Here is a 21,328-nt window from a genome sequence, read left to right on the forward strand (position 1 = left end):
GGGGTCAGTCCGGCTAGCGTGCGCCGGGTGACGGACACCACGTGGCTGGACGCCACCGCGCAGGCCGAGCTGGTCCGCACCGGACAGGCCACCCCCGCCGAGCTCGTCGACGCCGCGATCGAGCGGATCGAGCGGGTGAACCCGCAGCTGGACGCCGTGGTCCGCGACCGGTTCGACGCCGCCCGCGCCGAGGCGCGCGGCGAGCTCCCGGACGGCCCGTTCCGCGGTGTGCCGCTGCTGCTCAAGGACCTCGGCTGCCACGTCGCCGGCGAGGCCACGCACTACGGGACGTCGTTCCTGCGGGACGCCGACGTGCGCTGGCGCGTCGACAGCCACCTCGCGCAACGCTTCCGCGCGGCGGGCTTCGTCGTCCTCGGCCGCACCAACGTGCCCGAGTTCGGGACGACGATCACCACCGAGCCGGCCGCCAACCCACCGGCCCGCAACCCGTGGGACCCCAGCCGGTCGACCGGCGGCTCCAGCGGCGGGTCGGCCGCGGCGGTCGCCGCCGGACTGGTGCCGGTCGCCCACGCCAACGACGGCGGCGGCTCGATCCGCATCCCGGCATCGGAGTGCGGGCTGGTCGGGCTCAAGCCCACGCGGGCCCGGGTCAGCCAGGGGCCGGAGGTGGGGGAGAGCTGGGCCGGCGCCACCATCGACGGCGTCGTCACCCGCACGGTGCGGGACACGGCCGCCGTCCTCGACACGATCGCCGGGCCCATGCCCGGCGATCCGTACGCCGCCCCGCCGCTGCCCCGGCCGCTGGCCGACGAGGTGGGTGCGCCGGTGGACCGGCTGCGGGTGGGGCTGCTCGACGCCGACCCGGGGGAGCAGTACCTCGACGACCCCGCGTGCCGGGCCGCGGTGGAGCACGCCGGCCGGCTGCTCGCGGACCTCGGCTGCGACGTCGGGCCCGGCACGCCGGGGGCGATGTTCGACCCGCAGTTCCCGCGCTTCTTCACCACCACCATCGCCGCCGACGTCGCGCTCACCCTCTCCGCGCTCGAGCGCTCGGCGCTGCGCCGGCCGATCCAGGACGACGAGCTCGAGCCGCGCAACGTCATGTACCGCGCCGTCGCCCGGAAGCTCTCCGCCGAGGGCTATCTCGGCGCCCGCACCTGGCTCGGCGCCTGGACCCGCCGCATGGCCCGGTGGTGGGCGCCGCAGGAGCTGGGCGGGGAGGGCTTCGACCTCCTGGTGACGCCGACCATCGCCGCCCCGCCGCCGGAGCTCGGCTGGTTCACCGCGGCCGGGCCGAAGCAGGAGGGCCGGCGGATCAACAGCCTCATGCCGTGCACCGCGCAGTTCAACGTGACCGGTCAGCCGGCGATCAGCCTGCCCCTGCACCGCACCGACGAGGGCCTGCCGGTCGGCGTCCAGCTGGTCGCCGCCGTCGGCCGGGAGGACGTGCTGGTGCGGGTGGCCGCCGCGCTCGAGCAGGCCGCGCCGTGGGCCGACCGCCGTCCTCGGGTCTCCGCCTGACCGACCAGCCCTGGCCGGCGGCCGGGCGACGCCTAGACTCGGGCGGCCACGGGGTGTGGCGCAGCTTGGTAGCGCACCTGCTTTGGGAGCAGGGGGCCGCAGGTTCAAATCCTGTCACCCCGACCGGACGAGCGTGATGCCCGCATCCCGCCACCGCGCGCGTGCCCCGGACGTCTCTAGACTCGGGGGTCGACCCGGCGCCACCGTCGTCGTGGCCGCCTGCACACCACTGTCTCACCGAGGAGCACTGCCGCTGTGAAGAGCACCATCGAGGAACTGGGCCCCACGCGGGTCCGGATGGCGATCGAGGTGCCGTGGGGGGACCTGGACCACGCCTTCGGTGAGGTCTACAAGGAGCTGGGCAAGCAGGTCCGCGTTCCCGGGTTCCGCCCCGGCAAGGTCCCCAACCGCGTGCTCGACCAGCGGCTCGGCCGGCCCGTCGTCCTGGAGCAGGTCGTCCAGCACGCCGTTCCGGAGATCTACTCCGAGGTCATCCGCGAGAACCAGGTCCGCGTCCTGGGCCAGCCCGACATCGAGGTCACCCGCCTCGACGACAACGACACCCTCGCCTTCACCGCCGAGGTCGACGTCGCCCCGCAGCTCGAACTGCCGGAGCTCGACTCCCTGGCCGTGACCGTCGACGACGTCGAGGTCACCGACGAGGAGATCGACCAGCAGGTCGACGTCATGCGCGAGCGCTTCTCGATGCTCACCGGCGTCGAGCGCCCCGCGCAGGACGGCGACTTCGTCTCCATCGACCTGGAAGCCAAGCTCGACGGCGAGGTGCTGGAGGACGGCTCCACCACCGGCATGTCCTACGAGGTCGGCTCCGGCAACCTCATGGAGGGCCTCGACGACGCCGTCCGCGGGCTGTCCGCCGACGAGTCGGCGACCTTCCAGACCGCCCTGCTGTCGGGCCCCGACGCCGGCCGGCAGGCCGACGTCACCGTCACCGTCCGCTCGGTGAAGGAGAAGGAGCTCCCGGAGCTGGACGACGAGTTCGCCCAGACCGCCAGCGAGTTCGACACCCTCGAGGAGCTGCGCGAGGACGTCCGCACCCGGCTGGCCCGCTCCAAGGTGATCCAGCAGGGCGCCCAGGCGCGCGACAAGCTCGTCGAGCACCTGGTCGAGACCATCGAGGTGCCCATCCCCGAGAACCTGGTCGAGCGCGAGGTGCAGTGGCGCAACCAGGCCTTCGAGCGGGAGCTCCAGCAGGCCGGCATGGACTGGGACGCCTTCCTGCAGATGTCGGGCGTGGAGAGCCGCGAGGACTACGAGGCCGACCAGCGGAAGAACGTCGAGCAGGCGGTCAAGACGCAGTTCATCCTCGACGCCATCGCCGACGCCCGTGAGGTCACCGTCGACAACGACGACCTCTCGGCGCAGATCATGGCGCAGGCGCAGCGCAACCGGATGAGCCCGGAGCAGTTCGCGCAGCAGCTGCAGCAGAGCGGCAACATCGCCGAGTTCGTCGCCGACGTCCGCCGCACCAAGACCCTGGCCCAGCTGCTCGAGCAGACGACGATCACCGACGAGTCCGGCCGGAACGTCGACCTGGAGGCCCTGCGGCCGAAGACGGTCCAGGCGCCCGCCGAGGAGACCCCCGCCGAGGAGGAGCCGGCCGAGGACGACGACATCGCCGTCCAGGCCGTCGCCACCGAGGCCGCCGAAGGGGCGACCGAGGACACCGAGGACGTCACCAAGGCCTGAAAGAGGACCCCCTCCTCCTCACCACGAGCACGCTCGCGGTGAGTCTCGGGAGGGGGCCGGTGCACCGACGACGCCGTTCCGCCCACCTGGGCGGGGCGGCGTCGCGGCGTTCCGGGGCGGTCGCTGCGCCGACGGCGAACACCGCCGCCACGGGGACTGTCCCGTCGCAGGTCCGCGTTAGGGTCGAGAGGACTCAGGCGATCGCCGAGGGGTACCGCCCCCCGGAGGGCCGAACCGGGCCCGCACCGCACCGAGACCGACTTGCCACGACACGCGTCCTACGGAGGTCACCGCACCCGTGAGCACCACCGACCCGAACCTGGCCGGCGCGCCGATGCTGCGCGCCGCGGCCGGGGGGATGAACCTCAACGACTCGGTCTACGAGCGCCTGCTCCGCGAGCGCATCATCTTCCTGGGCACCCAGGTCGACGACGTCATCGCCAACCAGCTCGTCGCCCAGATGCTGCTGCTCTCCGCCGAGGACCCCAAGAGCGACATCCACCTCTACATCAACTCGCCCGGTGGCTCGGTGACCGCCGGTATGGCCATCTACGACACGATGCAGTTCATCGACTGCGACGTCGCCACCTACGGGATGGGCCTGGCCGCCTCGATGGGCCAGTTCCTCCTGACCGCCGGCACCAAGGGCAAGCGCTACGCCCTGCCGCACGCGCGGATCCTGATGCACCAGCCCTCGGCCGGCGTCGGGGGCACGGCCTCGGACATCGCCATCCAGGCCGACCTGTTCCGGCGGACCAAGCAGGAGCTGTCGGAGCTGCAGGCGCAGCTCACCGGGCAGACCGTCGAGCGGATCATCGAGGACTCCGACCGCGACCGCTGGTTCACCGCGCAGGAGGCCCTCGAGTACGGCTTCGTCGACCACGTGGTCAGCCGCGCGACGATGACCGACTCGGCCAACCCGGTCTCGGACAACTGACGGTTCGGAGGAGAACCCCATGAGCTTCCAGATGCCCTCCAGCCGTTACATCCTGCCCTCCTTCGTGGAGCGCACGAGCTACGGCATGAAGGAGTCCAACCCCTACAACAAGCTCTTCGAGGAGCGCATCATCTTCCTCGGGGTGCAGGTCGACGACGCGTCGGCCAACGACGTGATGGCGCAGCTGATCACGCTCGAGTCGGCCGACCCGGACCGCGACATCACCATCTACATCAACTCGCCCGGTGGCTCCTTCACCTCGCTGATGGCCATCTACGACACGATGATGTTCGTCCGGCCCGACATCCAGACCGTCTGCATGGGCCAGGCCGCCTCGGCCGCCGCGGTGCTGCTCGCGGCCGGGACGCCGGGCAAGCGGCTGGCGCTGCCGTACTCCCGCGTGCTGATCCACCAGCCCTCCGGCGAGGCCGGCGGCCAGGTCTCCGACCTGGAGATCCACGCCGCCGAGATCGAGCGGGTGCGCACCCAGATGGAGCAGATCCTCGCCCGGCACACCGGCCGCAGCCAGGAGCAGGTCCGCAAGGACATCGACCGGGACAAGATCCTCACGGCCGAGGAGGCCAAGGAGTACGGGATCGTCGACCAGGTGATCCAGAGCCGCAAGCTCAACGCCCTCCCCACCGCCTGATCCGGTACGGGCCGGGGACGCGCGAGGCGCGTGTTCGGCCCGTACCGTCGGAGGTCGAAGGGCACGACGGGACAGATGAGGGACGGCCACGGACGAACCGGGTGAGTCATTGCCTCACCTCGTCCGCGGCGGCAGGTACGTTCGGCGAACGCCCGATCCCCGGCCGGAAGCGCTGGGAGGAGAGCCTCGCGGGGCAGCCTGTCAGCGAGGTCGAACGGGGCAGAAATCTTCAGCAGGGTCCAACCCGCGGGTACCTGGCACCAGGACCGGCGACTGTCGAGGTGGAGGTCAGCAGGTGGCACGAATCGGTGAGAGCGGTGACCTGCTCAAGTGCTCGTTCTGCGGGAAGAGCCAGAAGCAGGTCAAGAAGCTCATCGCTGGCCCCGGGGTCTACATCTGCGACGAGTGCATCGATCTCTGCAACGAGATCATCGAGGAAGAGCTCTCGGAGTCGTCGGACCTGAAGTTCGACGAGCTGCCGAAGCCCAAGGAGATCCACGACTTCCTCGACCAGTACGTCATCGGCCAGGACAAGGCCAAGAAGACGCTCTCGGTCGCGGTCTACAACCACTACAAGCGGATCCAGGCCGGCGGTGACCGCGCCTCCCGCGAGGACGCCGTCGAGCTGGCCAAGTCCAACATCCTGCTGATCGGCCCCACCGGCTGCGGCAAGACGCACCTCGCCCAGACGCTGGCGCGGATGCTCAACGTGCCGTTCGCCATCGCGGATGCCACCGCCCTCACCGAGGCCGGCTACGTCGGCGAGGACGTCGAGAACATCCTGCTGAAGCTGATCCAGGCCGCCGACTACGACGTCAAGCGGGCCGAGACCGGCATCATCTACATCGACGAGGTCGACAAGATCGCCCGCAAGAGCGAGAACCCGTCGATCACCCGCGACGTCTCCGGCGAGGGCGTGCAGCAGGCGCTGCTGAAGATCCTCGAGGGGACGACGGCGTCGGTGCCGCCGCAGGGTGGCCGCAAGCACCCGCACCAGGAGTTCATCCAGATCGACACGACGAACGTGCTGTTCATCGTGGGCGGTGCCTTCGCCGGCCTGGAGCAGGTCATCGAGGCCCGCGCCGGCAAGCAGGGCATCGGCTTCGCCGGGGAGATCCGCGGCAAGCAGGAGATCGAGGACGCCAACGCCTTCGCCGAGGTCATGCCCGAGGACCTGCTGAAGTTCGGCATGATCCCGGAGTTCATCGGCCGGCTGCCGGTCATCACCAGCGTGCGGAAGCTGGACCGTCAGGCGCTGATCAACATCCTGACCCAGCCGAAGAACGCCCTGGTGCGCCAGTACCGGAAGCTGTTCGAGCTCGACGGCGTGGAGCTGGAGTTCACCGACGACGCGCTCGAGGCCGTCGCCGACCAGGCGATCCTCCGCGGCACCGGCGCCCGTGGACTCCGCGCGATCATGGAGGAGGTGCTCCAGTCGGTGATGTACGACATCCCCAGCCGTGAGGACGTCGCCTCCGTGGTGATCACCAAGGAGGTCGTGCTGGAGCACGTCAACCCGACGATCGTCCCACGCAAGCCCTCCCGCGCCCCCCGCGAGAAGTCGGCCTGATCCGCAGCTGACGCCGCGAGCCCGTCCCCGACATCGGGGGCGGGCTCGCGGTGTTCTCGCCCCGTTCAGCCCTCGCCGCGGGTGTCTGCTCGCGCCGCCCCGCCGCCCCGCCGCCCCGCCGCCCCGCCGCCCCGCCGCCCCGCCGCCCCGCCGCCCCGCTCGGAGCAGGGGCGTTGTCCCGGTACCCGGCATTCCGGACGACCGGATGTCCGGTCACGGGACGACGCCGAGTCGCTGCCGGTAGATCTGAGCGATCTGCGCGCGGCAGCTGGCCGGCTCCGAGGTGGCCCGCCGGTAGCTGAACCGCAGCGTCTGCCACCCGAGCGCGGCGAGGGAAGCGTCCCGGCGGAGGTCCCGTTCGCGCGCGTCCTCCGACCCGTGGAACGCCGCCCCGTCCAGCTCGACCGCCAGCCGGACCTCGGGCCAGGCCGCGTCCAGGAGAACCGGCCCTTCCGGCAGGAGGACCCGGTGCTGGCGCCGGCACTCCGGGAGACCGGGAACGGTGAGGATGTGCTGGAGGCCGAAGATCTCCAGCTCGCTGTGGCTACCGCCCGCGACGAGCGCCAGCAGCTCGTGCAGTGCGGACCGCCCGGGCAGGTTCGGGCGACGGGCCAGCTCGCCCGTCACCTCGGCCGCATCCACGCTCCGGCGCTGCACCGCACGGAGCACCGCGGCTCTGGCGAGTCCGGGGGAGGCCCGCATCGCCGTCGCGCAATGGGCATCGCCCCAGGTGTCGACCAGAGCCCGGGGGACCGGGGTCGTCACCAAGCCGCGCGCAGCGGTCAGGCCGAGCGGTGTCCGGCTCCGGTGGACGCGCACCCACCGGGTGGTCCGGACCCTCGATCCCGCCGGCACCGTGACGTCCAGCTGCGTGTACTCCTCCCCGAGGCCGTGGACCGCGAGCGCGCTCCAGTGGCTGAGCGGCCCGCCGCAGTAGGACGTGGCGGCATGGGCGCGCACCGCCCAGTCATCGGCGAGCTGCGGGACGGTGACCCAGCCGGGGTGCAGCCGCACGAGCCGGCCGGAGGCCAGCCACCGGCTGATCGTGCGCGGGTCGACGTGCTGCGCGAGAGCCGCGGTCGAGGCCACCCGCATCGGGTCGAGCAGCCGGAGGATGTCGTGCACCGGCCCAGCCTGCTGGCCGTGGTCCTGGCGCGGGGCAGCTCCGGCGAACCTGTGGACGACGTCGGAAGCGTTGGCCCCGTGATGGGCATCGCGGCCGCCCGGATGTCCGCCGGAGGGACAACGCCCGCGGAGTCAGCCGCCGCGGACGCGGCGCCCGCTGCCTGTCGGACCGCGGCGGCGGTAGCGGTAGCGTCTCGGTGTGACCACCCGCTACGGGGCGCTGCTGCGGGCGATCAACCTGGGCGCCACGCGCCGGGTCTCGATGCCGCGGTTGCGCGAGGTCCTCACCGAACGCGGGTACGGCGCCGTCCGCACGCACCTGGCCAGTGGGAACGTCATCCTCGACAGCGCGCTGCCCGAGGCCGAGCTCGCCGCCGACCTGACCGCGGCCATCGCCCAGCACTTCGCCCTCGACGTCCCCGTGGTGGTGCGGACGGCGGACGAGCTCGCCGAGGTCCTGGCCGTCGATCCGCTGGGCCACCTCGCCGACGACCACGCCCGCTACTCGGTCACGTTCTTCCCCGAGCCGCTGGACCCCGAGCGCGTGGCGGCGGCGCCGACGGCCGAGGGCGGCGAGTACGTGGTCCGCGGCCGGGAGGTCTACCTCTGGCTGCCGGAAGGCATGCAGGGCAGCGCCATGGGCGGGTGGAAGTGGGACCGCATCCTCGGCCAGGTCGGCACCAACCGGAACTGGAACACGGTCACGAAGCTGGTCGAGCTGACCCGCTGATGCGGTTACCGATGTGCGCCGGGGGCGCGTTCCAGCCGACGGAACGCGCCCCCGCCGCACATCGCTACGACGGCCGGCGGGGTCAGGCCTCCGGGGCCGGCGCGAGGACGACGTCCACGGTGAGCTCACCCTCGCCCGGGCGCACGCTCAGCGTCTGGATCCGGCCGGCGTCGACGAGGTCCGAGCGCGCCGCCTCGAGCGCGGGCACCTGCGCGGCCGGGGCGGTGACAGTCGCCGTCTCCACCTCGGCGCGCATCGACTGCTTGGCGTCGGACTTCGCCTTGCGCACCCCGGCCAGCGCAGCCGCGGCCACCGAGACCACCGCGGGGTCGCCCCCGGTCGGCAGCTCGGTCGCGGTCGGCCACAGCGCCCGGTGCACCGAACCGGTCTGCCACCACGACCAGACCTCCTCGGTGACGAACGGCAGCACCGGGGCGAACAGCCGCAGCTGGACGTCCAGGGCGATCGCCAGCGCCGCCTGCGCGGAGGTCGCGGCCGCATCCGACCGGTAGGCGCGGGACTTCACCAGCTCCACGTAGTCGTCGCAGAACGACCAGAAGAACGCCTCTGCGACCTCGAGGGCGCGGGTGTAGTTGAACGCCTCCATCGCCGCGGTCGCCTCGTCGACGACGCCGGCCAGCCCGGCGAGCAGCGCCCGGTCGATCGGCTCGGTGACGTCGTCGGCAGTCAGCGCCGCCGAGGCGCCCAGGCCCAGGACGAACTTGCCGACGTTGAGGATCTTCATGGCCAGCCGGCGGCCGACCTTCATCTGCGCCTCGTCGAACGGCGAGTCCGCACCCGGGCGCGCCCCGGCCGCGCGCCAGCGCACCGCGTCGGTGCCGTACCGCTCCAGCACGTCGATCGGCGTCGTCGCGTTGCCCTTGGACTTCGACATCTTCTTGCGGTCGGGGTCGACCACGAAGCCGGAGATGGTGGCGTGCGTCCACGGCACCGTGCCGTGCTCGAAGTGCGCGCGGACGACGGTGGAGAACAGCCAGGTGCGGATGATGTCGTGCGCCTGCGGCCGCTGGTCCATTGGGAAGACCTTGGCGAACAGCTCCGGGTCGGTGTCCCAGCCCGACGCCACCTGCGGCGACAGCGAGGAGGTCGCCCAGGTGTCCATGACGTCGGGGTCGGCCATGAAGCCGCCGGGCTGCCCGCGCTGCGCCTCGTCGAAGCCGGGCGGCACGTCGGAGGACGGGTCGACCGGCAGCGACTCCTCGGCCGCGAGGATCGGGTTCTCGAAGTCGGGCTCACCCGCCTCGTCGAGCCGGTACCAGACCGGGAAGGGCACCCCGAAGAAGCGCTGGCGGCTGATCAGCCAGTCGCCGTTGAGGCCCTCGACCCAGTTGTCGTAGCGGTGCCGCATGTGCTCGGGCACCCACTGGATCTCCCGGCCGCGGGCGACGAGGGCGTCGCGCAGGTCGCCGTCGCGGCCGCCGTTGCGGATGTACCACTGGCGGGTGGTGACGATCTCCAGCGGGCGCTCGCCCTTCTCGAAGAACTTCACCGGGTGGGTGATCGGCTTCGGGTCGCCCTCCAGGTCGCCGGACTCCCGGAGCATCTCCACGATGCGCTGCTGCGCGCTGAAGACGGTCTTCCCGGCGAGCTCCGCGTACGGCTCCGCGGGGACGTCGGCCGGCGGCTCGGCCAGGATCCGGCCGTCCCAGCCGACGATCGCGCGGGTCGGCAGCTGCAGCTCGCGCCACCAGGTGACGTCGTTGAGGTCGCCGAAGGTGCAGATCATCGCGATGCCCGAACCCTTGTCCGGCTCGGCGAGGCGGTGGGCGACGACCGGCACCTCGACGCCGAAGATCGGCGTCCGGACCGTCTTGCCGAACAGCGGCTGGTAGCGCTCGTCGTCGGGGTGGGCGACCAGCGCGACGCAGGCCGGCAGCAGCTCCGGGCGGGTGGTCTCGATGAACACCGGGCCCTCGGGGCCGGAGAAGGCGATCCGGTGGTAGGCGCCGGGGCGCTCCCGGTCCTCGAGCTCGGCCTGGGCGACGGCGGTGCGGAAGGTGACGTCCCAGAGGGTCGGCGCCTTCTGGGCGTAGGCCTCGCCGCGGGCGAGGTTGCGCAGGAACATCCGCTGGGCGGTGGCCCGGGAGGACTCCGAGATCGTCCGGTAGACGTTCGTCCAGTCCACCGACAGACCCACGCGGCGCCACAGCTTCTCGAACTCGGCCTCGTCCTCCTCCGTGAGCTGCATGCACAGCTCGACGAAGTTGCGCCGCGAGATCGGCACCTGGTCCTTGCCGGGCTTCGCGGGCGGCTCGAAGGACGGGTCGTAGGGCAGCGCCGGGTCGCATCGCACGCCGTAGTAGTTCTGCACCCGCCGCTCGGTGGGTAGGCCGTTGTCGTCCCAGCCCATCGGGTAGTAGACGTGCTTGCCGCGCATCCGCTGGTAGCGGGCGACGATGTCGGTGTGGGTGTAGCTGAAGACGTGGCCCACGTGCAGCGAGCCGCTGGCGGTCGGCGGCGGGGTGTCGATCGACCAGATCTGCTCGCGCGGCGCGGCCAGCGCGGCGGCGCGGTCGAAGCCGTAGGTGTCCTGCTCCGTCCAGCGGGCGATCCACTTGTCCTCGAGCCCGTCGACGGTCGGCCGGTCGGGTACGCCGACGGTCGCAGCCGGGGCAGTCGTGTCCGGGGTCGCGATGTCGGGAACCATGTCGCTCATCCTAGGAACTGCACGACTGGCATCCTGAGCAGGATGAGCAACAGCAGCACCGGTGACATGGCCCGGGTGGAGAAGGAGCTGCTGGCCCGCTGGCCGGAGAGCCGCCTGGAGCCCTCGCTCACCCGCATCAACGCCCTGGTCGACCTGCTGGGATCGCCGCACCGGGCGATGCCGGTCATCCAGGTGGCGGGCACCAACGGCAAGACGACGACGGCCCGGATGATCGACGAGCTGCTGCGCGGCTTCGGCCTCCGCGTGGGCCGCTTCACCAGCCCGCACCTGGAGTCGATCCGCGAGCGGATCGTCGTCGACGGTGAGCCGGTCAGCGCCGAGCGGTTCGTCGAGACCTACGAGGACATCGCGCCCTACGTGCAGATGGTCGACGCCGCGGGCGAGGTCCCGCTGAGCTTCTTCGAGGTCATGGTCGGCATGGCCTACGCGTTGTTCGCCGACGCGCCGGTCGACGTCGCCGTCATCGAGGTCGGCATGGGCGGGACCTGGGACGCGACGAACGTCGCCGATGCCCGCGTCGCCGTCGTCACCCCGGTCGACCTCGACCACGCCGAGTACCTCGGCCCGGACGTCGCCACGATCGCGGGGGAGAAGGCGGGGATCATCAAGCCCGACGCCATCGCGGTGCTGGCCCACCAGCAGCCCGGGGCGCTCGACACCCTAGTCCGTCGCGCCGTGGAGGTCGAGGCGGTGGTCGCCCGTGAGGGCACCGAGTTCGGCGTGCTGGAGCGCACGGTCGCCGTCGGCGGGCAGCAGGTGCGCCTGCAGGGGCTCGGCGGGGAGTACGAGGAGGTCTTCCTCCCGCTCTTCGGGGCGCACCAGGCGCAGAACGCGGTGACGGCGCTCGCCGCGGTCGAGGCGTTCCTCGGCGCGGGCGCGGCGACCGGCCCGATCGAGCAGGAGACGGTGCGCGCCGCCTTCGCCGCCGTCCGGTCACCCGGCCGGCTGGAGCGGGTGCGCACCAGCCCGACGGTGCTGGTCGACGCGGCGCACAACCCGGCCGGCATGCGCGCGACCGTCGAGGCGCTCCGGGAGTCCTTCGACTTCACCCGGCTCGTCGGCGTGGTCGGGTGCGTGCACGGCAAGGACGTCGCCGGGATGCTGGCCGCCCTGGAGGAGGTCTGCGCCGAGCTGGTCGTCACCCAGAACGGCTCGCCGCGCGCCATGCCCGCCGACGAGCTCGGCGCGTTGGCCGTCGACGTCTTCGGCGCCGACCGGGTGAGCGTCCAGCCAGAGCTGGGTGAGGCGATCACCGAGGCGATCGAGCTCGCCGAGGCCGGCCCGGACGACGCCTTGGGCGGCTCCGGCGTGCTGGTCACCGGCAGCGTGATCACCGCCGGCGAGGCCCGCACGCTGATGGCCCGGGGCTCGCGGTGACCGCGGCCGACCCGCTGCGCGCGGCGAAGGCGCTGCGCGGGGCCGCGGCCGCGATCCTGGTGCTGGAAGGCATCGCCGTCCTCTTCGTGCCCCGCGGCATCGCGCAGACCGAGGAGGGGCTCGGCGCCGTCCGGTTGACCGTCCTGCTGGTCCTGGCGGTGGTGCTGATCCTCGCGTCCGGCCTGCAGCGCCGGGAGCGGGGTCTGCTGATCGGCACCGTCCTGCAGGTGCCGCTGCTGCTCACCGGCTTGCTCAACGGCGTCATGTGGTTCGTGGCGGGCGCCTTTCTGCTCATCTGGGCCTACCTGCTGCAGGTGCGCAAGGAGCTGGTGGGCACCCCGTTCGGGCCGGTCGAGGAGCCTCGGGGCACCGACGCCGACGGCGGTGGAGCGGCCACCCCGTAGGCTGCCGCCCCGTGACCGAACGCACCCTCGTCCTCGTCAAGCCCGACGGCGTCTCCCGTGGCCTGGTCGGTGAGGTGATCACGCGGCTCGAGCGCAAGGGGCTGCGCCTGGTCGCCGCCGAGCTGCGCACCCTGGACCGGGAGACCGCGGAGACCCACTACGCCGAGCACCGCGAGCGGCCGTTCTTCGCCGACCTGGTGCAGTTCATCACCAGCGGCCCGCTCATGGCGCTGGTCGTCGAGGGGCCGCGGGCCATCGAGGCGTTCCGCGCCCTGGCCGGTGCCACCGACCCGGTGAAGGCCGGCCCCGGCACCATCCGCGGCGACTTCGCCCTCGAGGTGCAGAACAACATCGTGCACGGCTCCGACTCGCCCGAGTCCGCCGAGCGCGAGGTGAAGCTCTTCTTCCCGAACCTGGGCTGAGATCTCTCCTCGTCGCCGAGATCCCGTGATCTCGGCGCTCGGACGCGCCTGATGTGCCGAGATCACGTGATCTCGGCACATCAGGGGGCGGTTCAGGAGTCGGCGTCGGCCGGCTCCTCGGGGGCGGTCCAGGCCAGGTGCCAGTAGGACAGCAGCCCGGCGGAGAACCAGAGCAGGAAGCCCAGGCACAGCGCGAGGTCCACGTGCTCGGTGAGCGCGACGAGCGTGACGGCACCGAACCAGGCGGCGAAGTGCAGGGCGGTGCTCGGCCAGCCCACCGCGCTGTACGACCGCTCGCGCACCCGCTGCTGGTGCTCGTCGAGCGACCGGGTGCTGCGGTCGAAGACGCCGCGGATGCCCAGGTTGAGCAGTGAGTGCAGCGGGATGAACACCAGCATCCCGGCCGTCCACGCGGCGAAGAACCACGTCGACCACCCGGTGCCGCTGATCGCGGCGGTGAGGGTGGCCGCGATCAGCGCCACCAGGAGGACGGCCTCGGCGACGACGGCGCGGCGACGGTTCGTCAGCGAACGGGCCCAGGCGTATCGCCCGTCCTCGAACGTGCGGGCGAGGTAGGTCTGCTCGGGGGAGATGGTCACGACGTCCTCCTGAGGAGTTCCTGGCTGAGCGAGGGCAGCGGGTCGAGGGAGAAGATCGCCTCTACCGGCAGGTCGAAGTAGCGGGCGATGCGCAGGGCCAGGGCCAGCGACGGGCTGTACTCGCCGCGCTCCACGTAGCCGATCGTCTGCGGATGGACGCCGACGGCGTCCGCGAGTTCCTTCCGGCTCACGCCACGGTCGGCCCTGAGCACGGCGATGCGGTCGTGGACCTTGTCCGCCTCACCCTTTGGCTGTCTTCCCATGCGATAAACCGTAGCATAAATACAACGGGACGGCGCAAGGGTCGTTGTCCTGGCTCACCGTGTGGGGTCCTGGCTCACGGTCGACGCTGAGCCAGGACCCCTAACGATCAGGTCACCTGATCAACACGGGCCCGGCGGGGCGGCGGCTACCCTGGACCGGTCATGACTGCAGAGCTCCGCACCACCGCCGGCGAGTCGCTGTACCCGCGACTCGAGCCGCTGCTGGCCCAGATCCAGAAGCCCATCCAGTACGTGGGTGGTGAGCTCAACGCCCAGACCAAGCCGTGGGAGTCCGCGGACGTGCACTGGGCGCTCATGTACCCCGACGCCTACGAGGTGGGGCTGCCCAACCAGGGGCTGATGATCCTGTACGAGGTGCTCAACGAGCGCCCCGACGCCCTGGCCGAGCGCACCTACGCCGTCTGGCCCGACCTCGCCGCGCTGATGCGCGAGCACGGGGTCCCGCAGTTCACCGTCGACGGCCACCGCTCCGTGCGCGACTTCGACCTCCTGGGCGTCAGCTTCGCCACCGAGCTGGGCTACACCAACCTGCTCGAGGCCCTCGACCTCGCCGGGGTCCCGCTCCACGCCGTCGACCGCGACGAGACCCACCCGGTCGTCGTCGCCGGCGGGCACGCCGCCTTCAACCCCGAGCCGGTCGCCGACTTCGTCGACTGCGCGGTCCTGGGCGACGGCGAGCAGGCCGTCGGCGACATCACCGACGTCGTCAAGGCGTGGAAGGCGCAGGGGCGCCCGGGCGGCCGCGACGAGCTGCTGGCCCGCCTGGCCCGCGTCGACGGCGTCTACGTGCCGCGCTTCTACGCGTTCTCCTACGGCCCCGACGGCACGATCGCCGCGGTGACCCCGACGCGCGACGACGTCCCGGCGAAGGTCGGCAAGCGCACCGTCATGGACCTCGACGAGTGGCCCTACCCGAAGCAGCCGCTGGTGCCGCTCGCCGAAAGCGTGCACGAGCGGATGAGCGTGGAGATCTTCCGCGGCTGCACCCGCGGTTGCCGGTTCTGCCAGGCCGGGATGATCACCCGCCCGGTGCGCGAGCGGACGATCACCGGCATCGGCTCCATGGTCGAGCAGGGGCTGAAGGCCACCGGCTACGAGGAGGTCGGCCTGCTCAGCCTCTCCAGCGCCGACCACTCCGAGATCGGCCAGGTGGCCAAGCAGCTCGCCGACCGCTACGAGGGCACCAACACCAGCCTCAGCCTGCCCAGCACCCGCGTGGACGCCTTCAACGTCACGCTGGCCAACGAGCTCTCCCGCAACGGCCGGCGGAGCGGGCTGACCTTCGCCCCCGAGGGCGGCAGCGAGCGCATCCGCCGGGTCATCAACAAGACGGTGTCCAAGGAGGACCTCGTCCGCACGGTGACGACGGCGTACGCCAACGGCTGGACGCAGGTGAAGCTCTACTTCATGTGCGGGCTGCCGACCGAGACCGACGACGACGTGCTGGAGATCGCCGAGCTCGCGGTCGAGGTGATCCGCGCCGGCCGCGAGGCGAGCGGCCGCAAGGACATCCGCTGCACCGTCTCCATCGGTGGCTTCGTGCCCAAGCCGCACACGCCGTTCCAGTGGGCGGCTCAGGCGAGCGCCGAGACCATCGACCACCGGCTGCGGGTGCTGCGCCAGGCCATCAACGCCGACCGCCGCATCGGCCGCTCCATCGGCCTGCGCTACCACGACGGCAAGCCCGGCGTGATCGAAGGCCTGCTCTCCCGGGGCGACCGCCGGGTGGGCCGGGTCATCGAGCGGGTGTGGCGCGAGGGCGGCAAGTTCGACGGCTGGAGCGAGCACTTCTCCTACGAGCGCTGGACCCAGGCCGCCGCCGAGGAGCTGGCCGCCTTCGGGGTCGACCTCGACTGGTTCACCACCCGCGAGCGCACCGAGCACGAGATCCTGCCCTGGGACCACCTGGACTCCGGCCTGGACAAGGAGTGGCTCTGGGAGGACTGGCAGGAGGCCCTGTCGGAGGAGGAGGTCGCCGACTGCCGGTGGACCCCCTGCTACGACTGCGGGGTCTGTCCCACCATGGGTACCGAGATCCAGATCGGGCCGACGGGGCGCAGCCTGCTGCCGCTCACCGTCGTCTGAGCGGGGGAGACCACATGGCTCGCCAGCCCGACGGCCCGCCGCCGCCGCCGACCGTCCAGAAGCTGCGGATCCGCTACGCCAAGCGGGGCCGGCTCCGCTTCGCCTCCCACCGCGACCTCGCCCGGGCCCTGGAGCGGGCGCTGCGCCGGGCCCAGGTGCCGATGGCGTTCTCCGCCGGGTTCAGCCCGCACCCGAAGATCTCCTACATCGGGGCCGCGCCGACCGGGTCGGCCAGCGAGGCGGAGTACCTGGAGATCGGGGTGGCGATCCGCTGCGACCCCGAGGCGGTGCGGGTCGCGCTCGACACCGCGCTGCCGCCGGACATCGCCGTCCTGGAGGTCGTCGAGGCGCAGGAGGGGACCGGGTCGCTGGCCGACCGCATCGACACCTCCGTCTGGCGCGTGGAACTGCCCGGCGTGAGCCTGGAGGAGCTCGCCCCGGCGGTCGAGAAGTTCCTCGCGGCCGACGTCGTCACCGTCGCCAAGCGGACCAAGAACGGCCTCAAGGACGTGGACGCGCGCCCCGCCGTGGCCAGCGCGTCAGCGTCGGAGGAGGCAGGTTGTGCCATACTGCACATGGTCGTCCGGCAGGTGACGCCCGCTGTACGACCCGACGACGTGTTGGCCGCCCTGGCTGCCGTCGCCGACCTGCGCCCGCCGTTGCCCCCCCGGGCCGTGCGTGAGGCGCAGGGCCGGCTCGACGACACCGGGACCGTGGCCGATCCGTTCGGTCCTGACCGTGCGGCGCGCACCCGCTGCCAGGGGGAGCACGCGACGGTCTGACCGGCGGACGCCCGGAGACCGCGCGCTGTCGAGCGCCACGGCTGCCAGACGTGACGCGCCCGTTCCAGGCCACCCGGCCCGGATGCCCAGACCACCGCAGGACCCGCACCACCACCCCCGGCGTCACCGGAGGTGCGCACCACCACATCCGGCTCCCCGCCGCGGCAACCGTCGCGCGGGAGCCGCCCACAGACTTCGCAGGGCGAGCCAGTCCGCCGTACCCCGCGCGGCGGCCCGCCCCGCCCAACCCGTGCTCCTGCGCGGCCGCCAGTCCTCTCGATCGGCGCCCGGGAGCAGCACAGGAGGCGAGAGCCCTCGTGGCTGACACCGACCACCCGACCACCGAGAACGACGACACGCAGGAGACCGCGGTCCCGCCGGGCACACCGCAGCCCGCCGAGGCGGAGGTCACCGGCACGCCGGCCACCCCCGACGAAGGGGCGCCGGACGCCGAGGACGCCGACGGGACGGCGGCCGCCGACGACACCGCGGATGCCCCGGACGGCGCCGCGGCCGAGACGCCCGAGCCCGAACCGGCCGGACCGCGGTTCGGCGCCCAGTTCAGCTCACCGGAGCCCACGGCCGTCGTGGCCCGCCCCCGCCGCCGGGCCACCCGGCCGGCCGCCGCGGCCGACCCCGACCACGTCGAGGCCGTCCGACCCGTCGCGGCCGCGCCGATCCCCGCGTTCGTGAGCTTCGTGGCGCCGCCCGACGACGCACCGCCCGCGCCCCGCCGGCGCAGCCGCCGTCCGGCGGAGTCCCCCGAACCCGACGTCGACGACGCCGCGGGCGACGAAGACGGCGAGGACGCGACCGCCGACGAGGCGCCCCGCTCCCGCCGCAGCCGGTCCCGCCGCCGCCCCGCGGAGGAGCAGCCGGAGCGGGCGGAGGCCGACACCGAGGACGAGCAGGCCGAGGACACCGACGACCGCGACGAGTCCGGCGAGGACCGCGACGAGGGTGGTTCGTCGGCGAGCCGGCGTCGCCGCCGGGGCCGGCGCGGCCGCGGGCGGGGCCGCAGCGGCGAGGACTCCTCGGACGCCGACTCCGACGAGGACGGCGGCGACGAGCGACCGCAGGCCGACGACACCGAGGACGACGAGACCTCCGGTGCTGCGACCGACACCGACGAGGACGAGGGCGAGGACGAGGGGTCGACCGGGTCGGGCACCCGCCGCCGGCGGCGCCGCCGTCGCCGTGGCGGGAGCTCCGGCGCGGACGAGTCCTCCGACGACACCGACGACGACGACCGTCCCGAGCGGGCCGGGCGCAACGGCCGCAGCACCAGCGACGACGACGTCCGCGGCATCGCCGGCTCCACCCGGCTCGAGGCCAAGCGCCAGCGCCGCCGGGACGGCCGGGACACCGGGCGCCGTCGCCAGCCGATCCTGACCGAGTCGGAGTTCCTCGCCCGCCGCGAGGCCGTCGACCGGAAGATGGTGATCCGCCAGCGCGGCGAGCGGACGCAGATCGCCGTGCTCGAGGACGACATCCTCGTCGAGCACTACGTCACCCAGGCCTCGGCGACCTCCTTCGCGGGCAACGTCTACCTGGGCCGGGTGCAGAACGTGCTGCCCAGCATGGAGGCGGCGTTCGTCGACATCGGCAAGGGCCGCAACGCCGTCGTCTACGCCGGTGAGGTGAACTGGGACGCCGTCGGGCTCTCGGGCAAGCAGCGCTCGATCGAGCAGGCGTTCAAGTCCGGCGACAAGATCCTGGTGCAGGTCACCAAGGACCCGATCGGCCACAAGGGCGCCCGGCTGACCCAGCAGATCAACCTGCCCGGTCGCTTCCTCGTCTACGTGCCCGGCGGCTCGATGACCGGGATCAGCCGCAAGCTGCCCGACACCGAGCGCCAGCGGCTCAAGGACATCCTCAAGCGGATCGTCCCCGAGGACGCCGGCGTGATCATCCGGACCGCCGCGGAGGGCGCCTCGGAGGAGGAGCTCACCCGCGACGTCAACCGGCTGAAGGCGCAGTGGGACGTCATCAAGCAGAAGTCCGAGTCGACGTCGAACGCGCCGACCCTGCTCTACGGCGAGCCCGACCTGGCGATCCGGGTCATCCGCGACGTCTTCAACGAGGACTTCAAGGAGCTCGTGGTCCAGGGCGACGACGCCTGGGACACCGTCGAGGCCTACGTCGCGCACGTGAGCCCCGAGCTCACCGCGCGGCTGACCCGCTACACCGGCCAGGGCGACGTCTTCCACGACCTGCGGATCGACGAGCAGCTGACGAAGGCGCTGGACCGCAAGGTCTGGCTGCCGTCGGGCGGCTCGCTGGTGATCGACCGGACCGAGGCGATGACCGTCGTCGACGTCAACACCGGGAAGTTCACCGGCTCGGGCGGCAACCTCGAGCAGACCGTGACGCGCAACAACATGGAGGCGGCCGAGGAGATCGTCCGCCAGCTCCGGCTGCGCGACATCGGCGGCATCATCGTCATCGACTTCATCGACATGGTGCTCGAGAGCAACCGTGATCTCGTGCTGCGCCGGCTCACCGAGTGCCTGGGCCGCGACCGCACCAAGCACCAGGTCGCCGAGGTGACCTCGCTGGGCCTGGTGCAGATGACCCGCAAGCGCGTGGGCCAGGGCCTGCTGGAGGTCTTCTCCGAATCCTGCGAGCACTGCCGCGGGCGCGGCATCGTCGTGCACCTCGACCCGGTGGACGAGAAGCGCCGGGGCGGTGGCAACGGCGGCGGGAGCAACTCCGGCGGCGGCAAGGACTCCGGCCGGGACTCCGGCGGCAAGGACTCCGGCGGCAAGGACTCCGGTGGCAAGGACGCCGGTGGCAAGGAGTCCGGGCGCAGCCGCGGCGGCAAGGACGCCGTCGCGAAGGAGGCCGAGGAGGTCGAGGCGACCGGCGCGGGCGCGGCCGAGGCGCCCGCCGGTGACGGCGAGGCCGTCGAGGGCGGCCGCGGCGGAGGACGTCGCAGCCGTGGCCGGCGCAACCGCGGGCAGTCGGGGGAGGAGCGCGCGGCCGAGGACGCCGCCGTGCTCGCCGGCACCCGCGCCGACGACGGGACCCCCGCCGGTGAGCCCGTGGCCGACGGCTCGGCCGAGACGGTCGAGGACGTCGACCCGGTCGTCCCGGCCCCGGTCGCCGGTTCGCCGGAGCCCGGGCGGACCGGCCCGGACGACGCGCCGGCAGGTCCGGAGGCGCCGGTGGTCGTGCCGCCCGCACAGCGGGTCGACGCGCGGGTGACGACGGTCCAGCCGCTGCCCGAGACCGCGCCCGCCCCGGTGCCGGTCGCGGAGACCGAGGCCGAGGACGTGCTCCCGGCCGGTGAGGTCGGCGCCGTCGAGGCGCCGGCCGAGTCCGCGCAGCCGATCACCCCGGCGACGACGACGGCCGACGTCGTCCCCGGCGGGGTGGCGCACGCCGCCGACGCCGGGGCCGAGACCCCGGCAGCACCGGCCGAGCCGGCCGCCGGCGACGGCGAGGCGCCGGCCGCGGCTGCCCGGCCGCGCCGCCGCCGGGCGGCCAGCCGGCCGGCCGGTCCGCCGGTGTCCTAGTCCCTGGCAGTGCCCCGCGGCCCCGTCCGGCGGCCCCGGACGGGGGCGCGGGCCCGGGGGAGCGGGGTCGCCAGGGCCACAGCCGGGGCGTGTCGACCGGTGCGGGCAGCCTCGGGTACGCTGGTCGGGTTGCTGCGCCACCGCGCAGGCGCCTCCGGGTGCCGCCGGGACGGCGTGCGCAGCCCGTCCAAGCACCCGGCGCCCCCCGGTCGTGCGCGCCGGACACAGAGCTCGACGTGAAGAAGCTAACGAGGAGTCAGTGGTGTACGCAGTGGTGAAGGCCGGCGGGAGCCAGCACAAGGTGGCCGTGGGCGACACGTTCACGATCAACCGCCTGCAGGGCGCGGCGGGCGACACCGTCGCCCTCCCGGCCATCCTGCTGGTCGACGGCGACACCGTCACCAGCGACGCGGCGGCCCTGGCGAAGGTGACCGTGACCGGTGAGATCCTCGAGCACGGCAAGGGCCCGAAGATCCACATCCACAAGTTCAAGAACAAGACCGGCTACCACAAGCGGCAGGGGCACCGTCAGCCCCTGACCAGCGTCGTGGTCCGCGACATCTCGAAGGGCTGACGCCGACATGGCACACAAGAAGGGCGCCTCGTCCTCCCGCAACGGCCGCGACTCGAACGCGCAGCGCCTCGGCGTCAAGCGTTTCGGTGGCCAGGTCGTGAAGGCCGGCGAGATCATCGTCCGCCAGCGCGGAACCCACTTCCACCCGGGCCTCGGCGTCGGCCGCGGCGGCGACGACACGCTGTTCGCGCTCGCGCCGGGTTCGGTCACCTTCGGCACGCGACGGGGACGCAAGACCGTCTCCATCACTGCGGTCGAGGCCTGAAAGAGGACCCCGTCCTCCTCTGGACGGGGCCGACAAGCAGTTCGCTTCGCGACGAGCGCACGGGCCGACCGGCCCGTGCGCTCGTCGCGCTTGACAGGTAGGTAGGAGGCGGCGCGGACTCGTCCG

The 21,328-nt window shown here is 72.7% G+C and carries 18 protein-coding genes and 1 tRNA gene; 15 read left to right on the top strand and 4 right to left on the bottom strand.

All coding sequences use genetic code 11. The features are described 5' to 3' along the window. Window positions 1-27: 27 nt before the first annotated feature. From ACI79K_RS08490 to clpX, 6 genes are all read left to right on the top strand, one after another. Entirely contained in the window at window positions 28-1,482 is a 1,455-nt protein-coding gene (locus tag ACI79K_RS08490; RefSeq protein ID WP_456599501.1) for an amidase, read from the top strand. Window positions 1,483-1,531: 49 nt separating this feature from the next. Further along, window positions 1,532-1,605 (top strand) — tRNA-Pro (locus ACI79K_RS08495). A 132-nt stretch (window positions 1,606-1,737) separates the two neighbouring features. Beyond that, entirely contained in the window at window positions 1,738-3,192 is a 1,455-nt protein-coding gene (tig, locus tag ACI79K_RS08500; RefSeq protein WP_456587613.1) for a trigger factor, read from the top strand. A gap of 298 nt (window positions 3,193-3,490) precedes the next feature. Beyond that, window positions 3,491-4,129, top strand: coding sequence for an ATP-dependent Clp protease proteolytic subunit (locus tag ACI79K_RS08505; RefSeq protein WP_456587612.1), 639 nt, complete (start codon window positions 3,491-3,493; stop codon window positions 4,127-4,129). Window positions 4,130-4,148: 19 nt separating this feature from the next. Beyond that, a complete protein-coding gene (locus ACI79K_RS08510; protein WP_456587611.1) occupies window positions 4,149-4,778 on the top strand; it encodes an ATP-dependent Clp protease proteolytic subunit in 630 nt (209 codons plus the stop codon). Window positions 4,779-5,073: 295 nt separating this feature from the next. Then, the gene (gene clpX, locus ACI79K_RS08515; protein ID WP_456587610.1) at window positions 5,074-6,348 is read left to right on the top strand and encodes an ATP-dependent Clp protease ATP-binding subunit ClpX; all 1,275 of its coding nucleotides are present in this window, start codon (window positions 5,074-5,076) and stop codon (window positions 6,346-6,348) included. 213 nt (window positions 6,349-6,561) lie between these two features. Here the strand turns inward: clpX and ACI79K_RS08520 are convergent, their stop codons facing one another. Then, a complete protein-coding gene (locus ACI79K_RS08520) occupies window positions 6,562-7,473 on the bottom strand; it encodes a DUF559 domain-containing protein (RefSeq protein ID WP_456599502.1) in 912 nt (303 codons plus the stop codon). 199 nt (window positions 7,474-7,672) lie between these two features. Between ACI79K_RS08520 and ACI79K_RS08525 the strand changes: the two genes are divergently transcribed. Next, entirely contained in the window at window positions 7,673-8,203 is a 531-nt protein-coding gene (locus tag ACI79K_RS08525; protein ID WP_456587608.1) for a DUF1697 domain-containing protein, read from the top strand. Between the two features lie 82 nt (window positions 8,204-8,285). On the opposite strand, the gene valS is transcribed toward ACI79K_RS08525, so the two are convergent. Further along, the gene (valS, locus tag ACI79K_RS08530; protein ID WP_456599503.1) at window positions 8,286-10,871 is read right to left on the bottom strand and encodes a valine--tRNA ligase; all 2,586 of its coding nucleotides are present in this window, start codon (window positions 10,869-10,871) and stop codon (window positions 8,286-8,288) included. Window positions 10,872-10,913: 42 nt separating this feature from the next. On the opposite strand from valS, the gene ACI79K_RS08535 reads away from it, so the two are divergent. The 3 genes from ACI79K_RS08535 to ndk are packed head-to-tail and all read left to right on the top strand — an operon-like array spanning window position 10,914 to window position 13,095. Next, window positions 10,914-12,269 (top strand): bifunctional folylpolyglutamate synthase/dihydrofolate synthase, encoded by a 1,356-nt coding sequence (locus ACI79K_RS08535; protein ID WP_456599504.1) that lies wholly within the window; start codon window positions 10,914-10,916, stop codon window positions 12,267-12,269. Next, window positions 12,266-12,673: a DUF4233 domain-containing protein gene (locus tag ACI79K_RS08540; RefSeq protein WP_456587605.1), complete on the top strand. Its 408-nt coding sequence runs from the start codon at window positions 12,266-12,268 to the stop codon at window positions 12,671-12,673. The genes ACI79K_RS08535 and ACI79K_RS08540 overlap by 4 nt, the downstream gene beginning before the upstream one ends. An 11-nt stretch (window positions 12,674-12,684) precedes the next feature. Next, the gene (ndk, locus tag ACI79K_RS08545; RefSeq protein ID WP_456599505.1) at window positions 12,685-13,095 is read left to right on the top strand and encodes a nucleoside-diphosphate kinase; all 411 of its coding nucleotides are present in this window, start codon (window positions 12,685-12,687) and stop codon (window positions 13,093-13,095) included. Between the two features lie 92 nt (window positions 13,096-13,187). Here the strand turns inward: ndk and ACI79K_RS08550 are convergent, their stop codons facing one another. Both ACI79K_RS08550 and ACI79K_RS08555 read right to left on the bottom strand, forming a co-directional pair. Further along, window positions 13,188-13,694: a hypothetical protein gene (locus ACI79K_RS08550; RefSeq protein WP_456599506.1), complete on the bottom strand. Its 507-nt coding sequence runs from the start codon at window positions 13,692-13,694 to the stop codon at window positions 13,188-13,190. Then, window positions 13,691-13,957, bottom strand: a complete 267-nt coding sequence (locus ACI79K_RS08555; protein WP_456587602.1) for a helix-turn-helix transcriptional regulator — start codon at window positions 13,955-13,957, stop codon at window positions 13,691-13,693. The genes ACI79K_RS08550 and ACI79K_RS08555 overlap by 4 nt, the downstream gene beginning before the upstream one ends. Window positions 13,958-14,119: 162 nt before the next feature. On the opposite strand from ACI79K_RS08555, the gene ACI79K_RS08560 reads away from it, so the two are divergent. From ACI79K_RS08560 to rpmA, 5 genes are all read left to right on the top strand, one after another. Next, window positions 14,120-16,063 (top strand): TIGR03960 family B12-binding radical SAM protein, encoded by a 1,944-nt coding sequence (locus ACI79K_RS08560; protein ID WP_456599507.1) that lies wholly within the window; start codon window positions 14,120-14,122, stop codon window positions 16,061-16,063. A 14-nt stretch (window positions 16,064-16,077) separates the two neighbouring features. Continuing rightward, window positions 16,078-16,845: a TIGR03936 family radical SAM-associated protein gene (locus ACI79K_RS08565; protein ID WP_456599508.1), complete on the top strand. Its 768-nt coding sequence runs from the start codon at window positions 16,078-16,080 to the stop codon at window positions 16,843-16,845. Window positions 16,846-17,162: 317 nt separating this feature from the next. Further along, window positions 17,163-20,363, top strand: a complete 3,201-nt coding sequence (locus ACI79K_RS08570; protein ID WP_456599509.1) for an Rne/Rng family ribonuclease — start codon at window positions 17,163-17,165, stop codon at window positions 20,361-20,363. Window positions 20,364-20,625: 262 nt separating this feature from the next. Continuing rightward, entirely contained in the window at window positions 20,626-20,937 is a 312-nt protein-coding gene (rplU, locus tag ACI79K_RS08575; RefSeq protein WP_092195728.1) for a 50S ribosomal protein L21, read from the top strand. Between the two features lie 7 nt (window positions 20,938-20,944). Next, on the top strand, window positions 20,945-21,202 hold the full coding sequence (rpmA, locus tag ACI79K_RS08580) for a 50S ribosomal protein L27 (RefSeq protein ID WP_014375373.1): 258 nt from the start codon (window positions 20,945-20,947) through the stop codon (window positions 21,200-21,202). The last annotated feature ends 126 nt before the right edge of the window (window positions 21,203-21,328 follow it).

This window comes from Blastococcus sp. SYSU DS0616 (genome assembly GCF_054051015.1).

What these genes read in the sequence shown, in the direction of transcription:
- valS (WP_456599503.1), bottom strand. Translation starts at nt 10,871, where the DNA reads ATGGTTCCCGACATCGCGACCCCGGACACGACTGCCCCGGCTGCGACC.
- ACI79K_RS08555 (WP_456587602.1), bottom strand. Translation starts at nt 13,957, where the DNA reads ATGGGAAGACAGCCAAAGGGTGAGGCGGACAAGGTCCACGACCGCATC.
- ACI79K_RS08565 (WP_456599508.1), top strand. Translation starts at nt 16,078, where the DNA reads ATGGCTCGCCAGCCCGACGGCCCGCCGCCGCCGCCGACCGTCCAGAAG.
- ACI79K_RS08535 (WP_456599504.1), top strand. Translation starts at nt 10,914, where the DNA reads ATGAGCAACAGCAGCACCGGTGACATGGCCCGGGTGGAGAAGGAGCTG.
- ACI79K_RS08560 (WP_456599507.1), top strand. Translation starts at nt 14,120, where the DNA reads ATGACTGCAGAGCTCCGCACCACCGCCGGCGAGTCGCTGTACCCGCGA.
- rpmA (WP_014375373.1), top strand. Translation starts at nt 20,945, where the DNA reads ATGGCACACAAGAAGGGCGCCTCGTCCTCCCGCAACGGCCGCGACTCG.
- ACI79K_RS08510 (WP_456587611.1), top strand. Translation starts at nt 4,149, where the DNA reads ATGAGCTTCCAGATGCCCTCCAGCCGTTACATCCTGCCCTCCTTCGTG.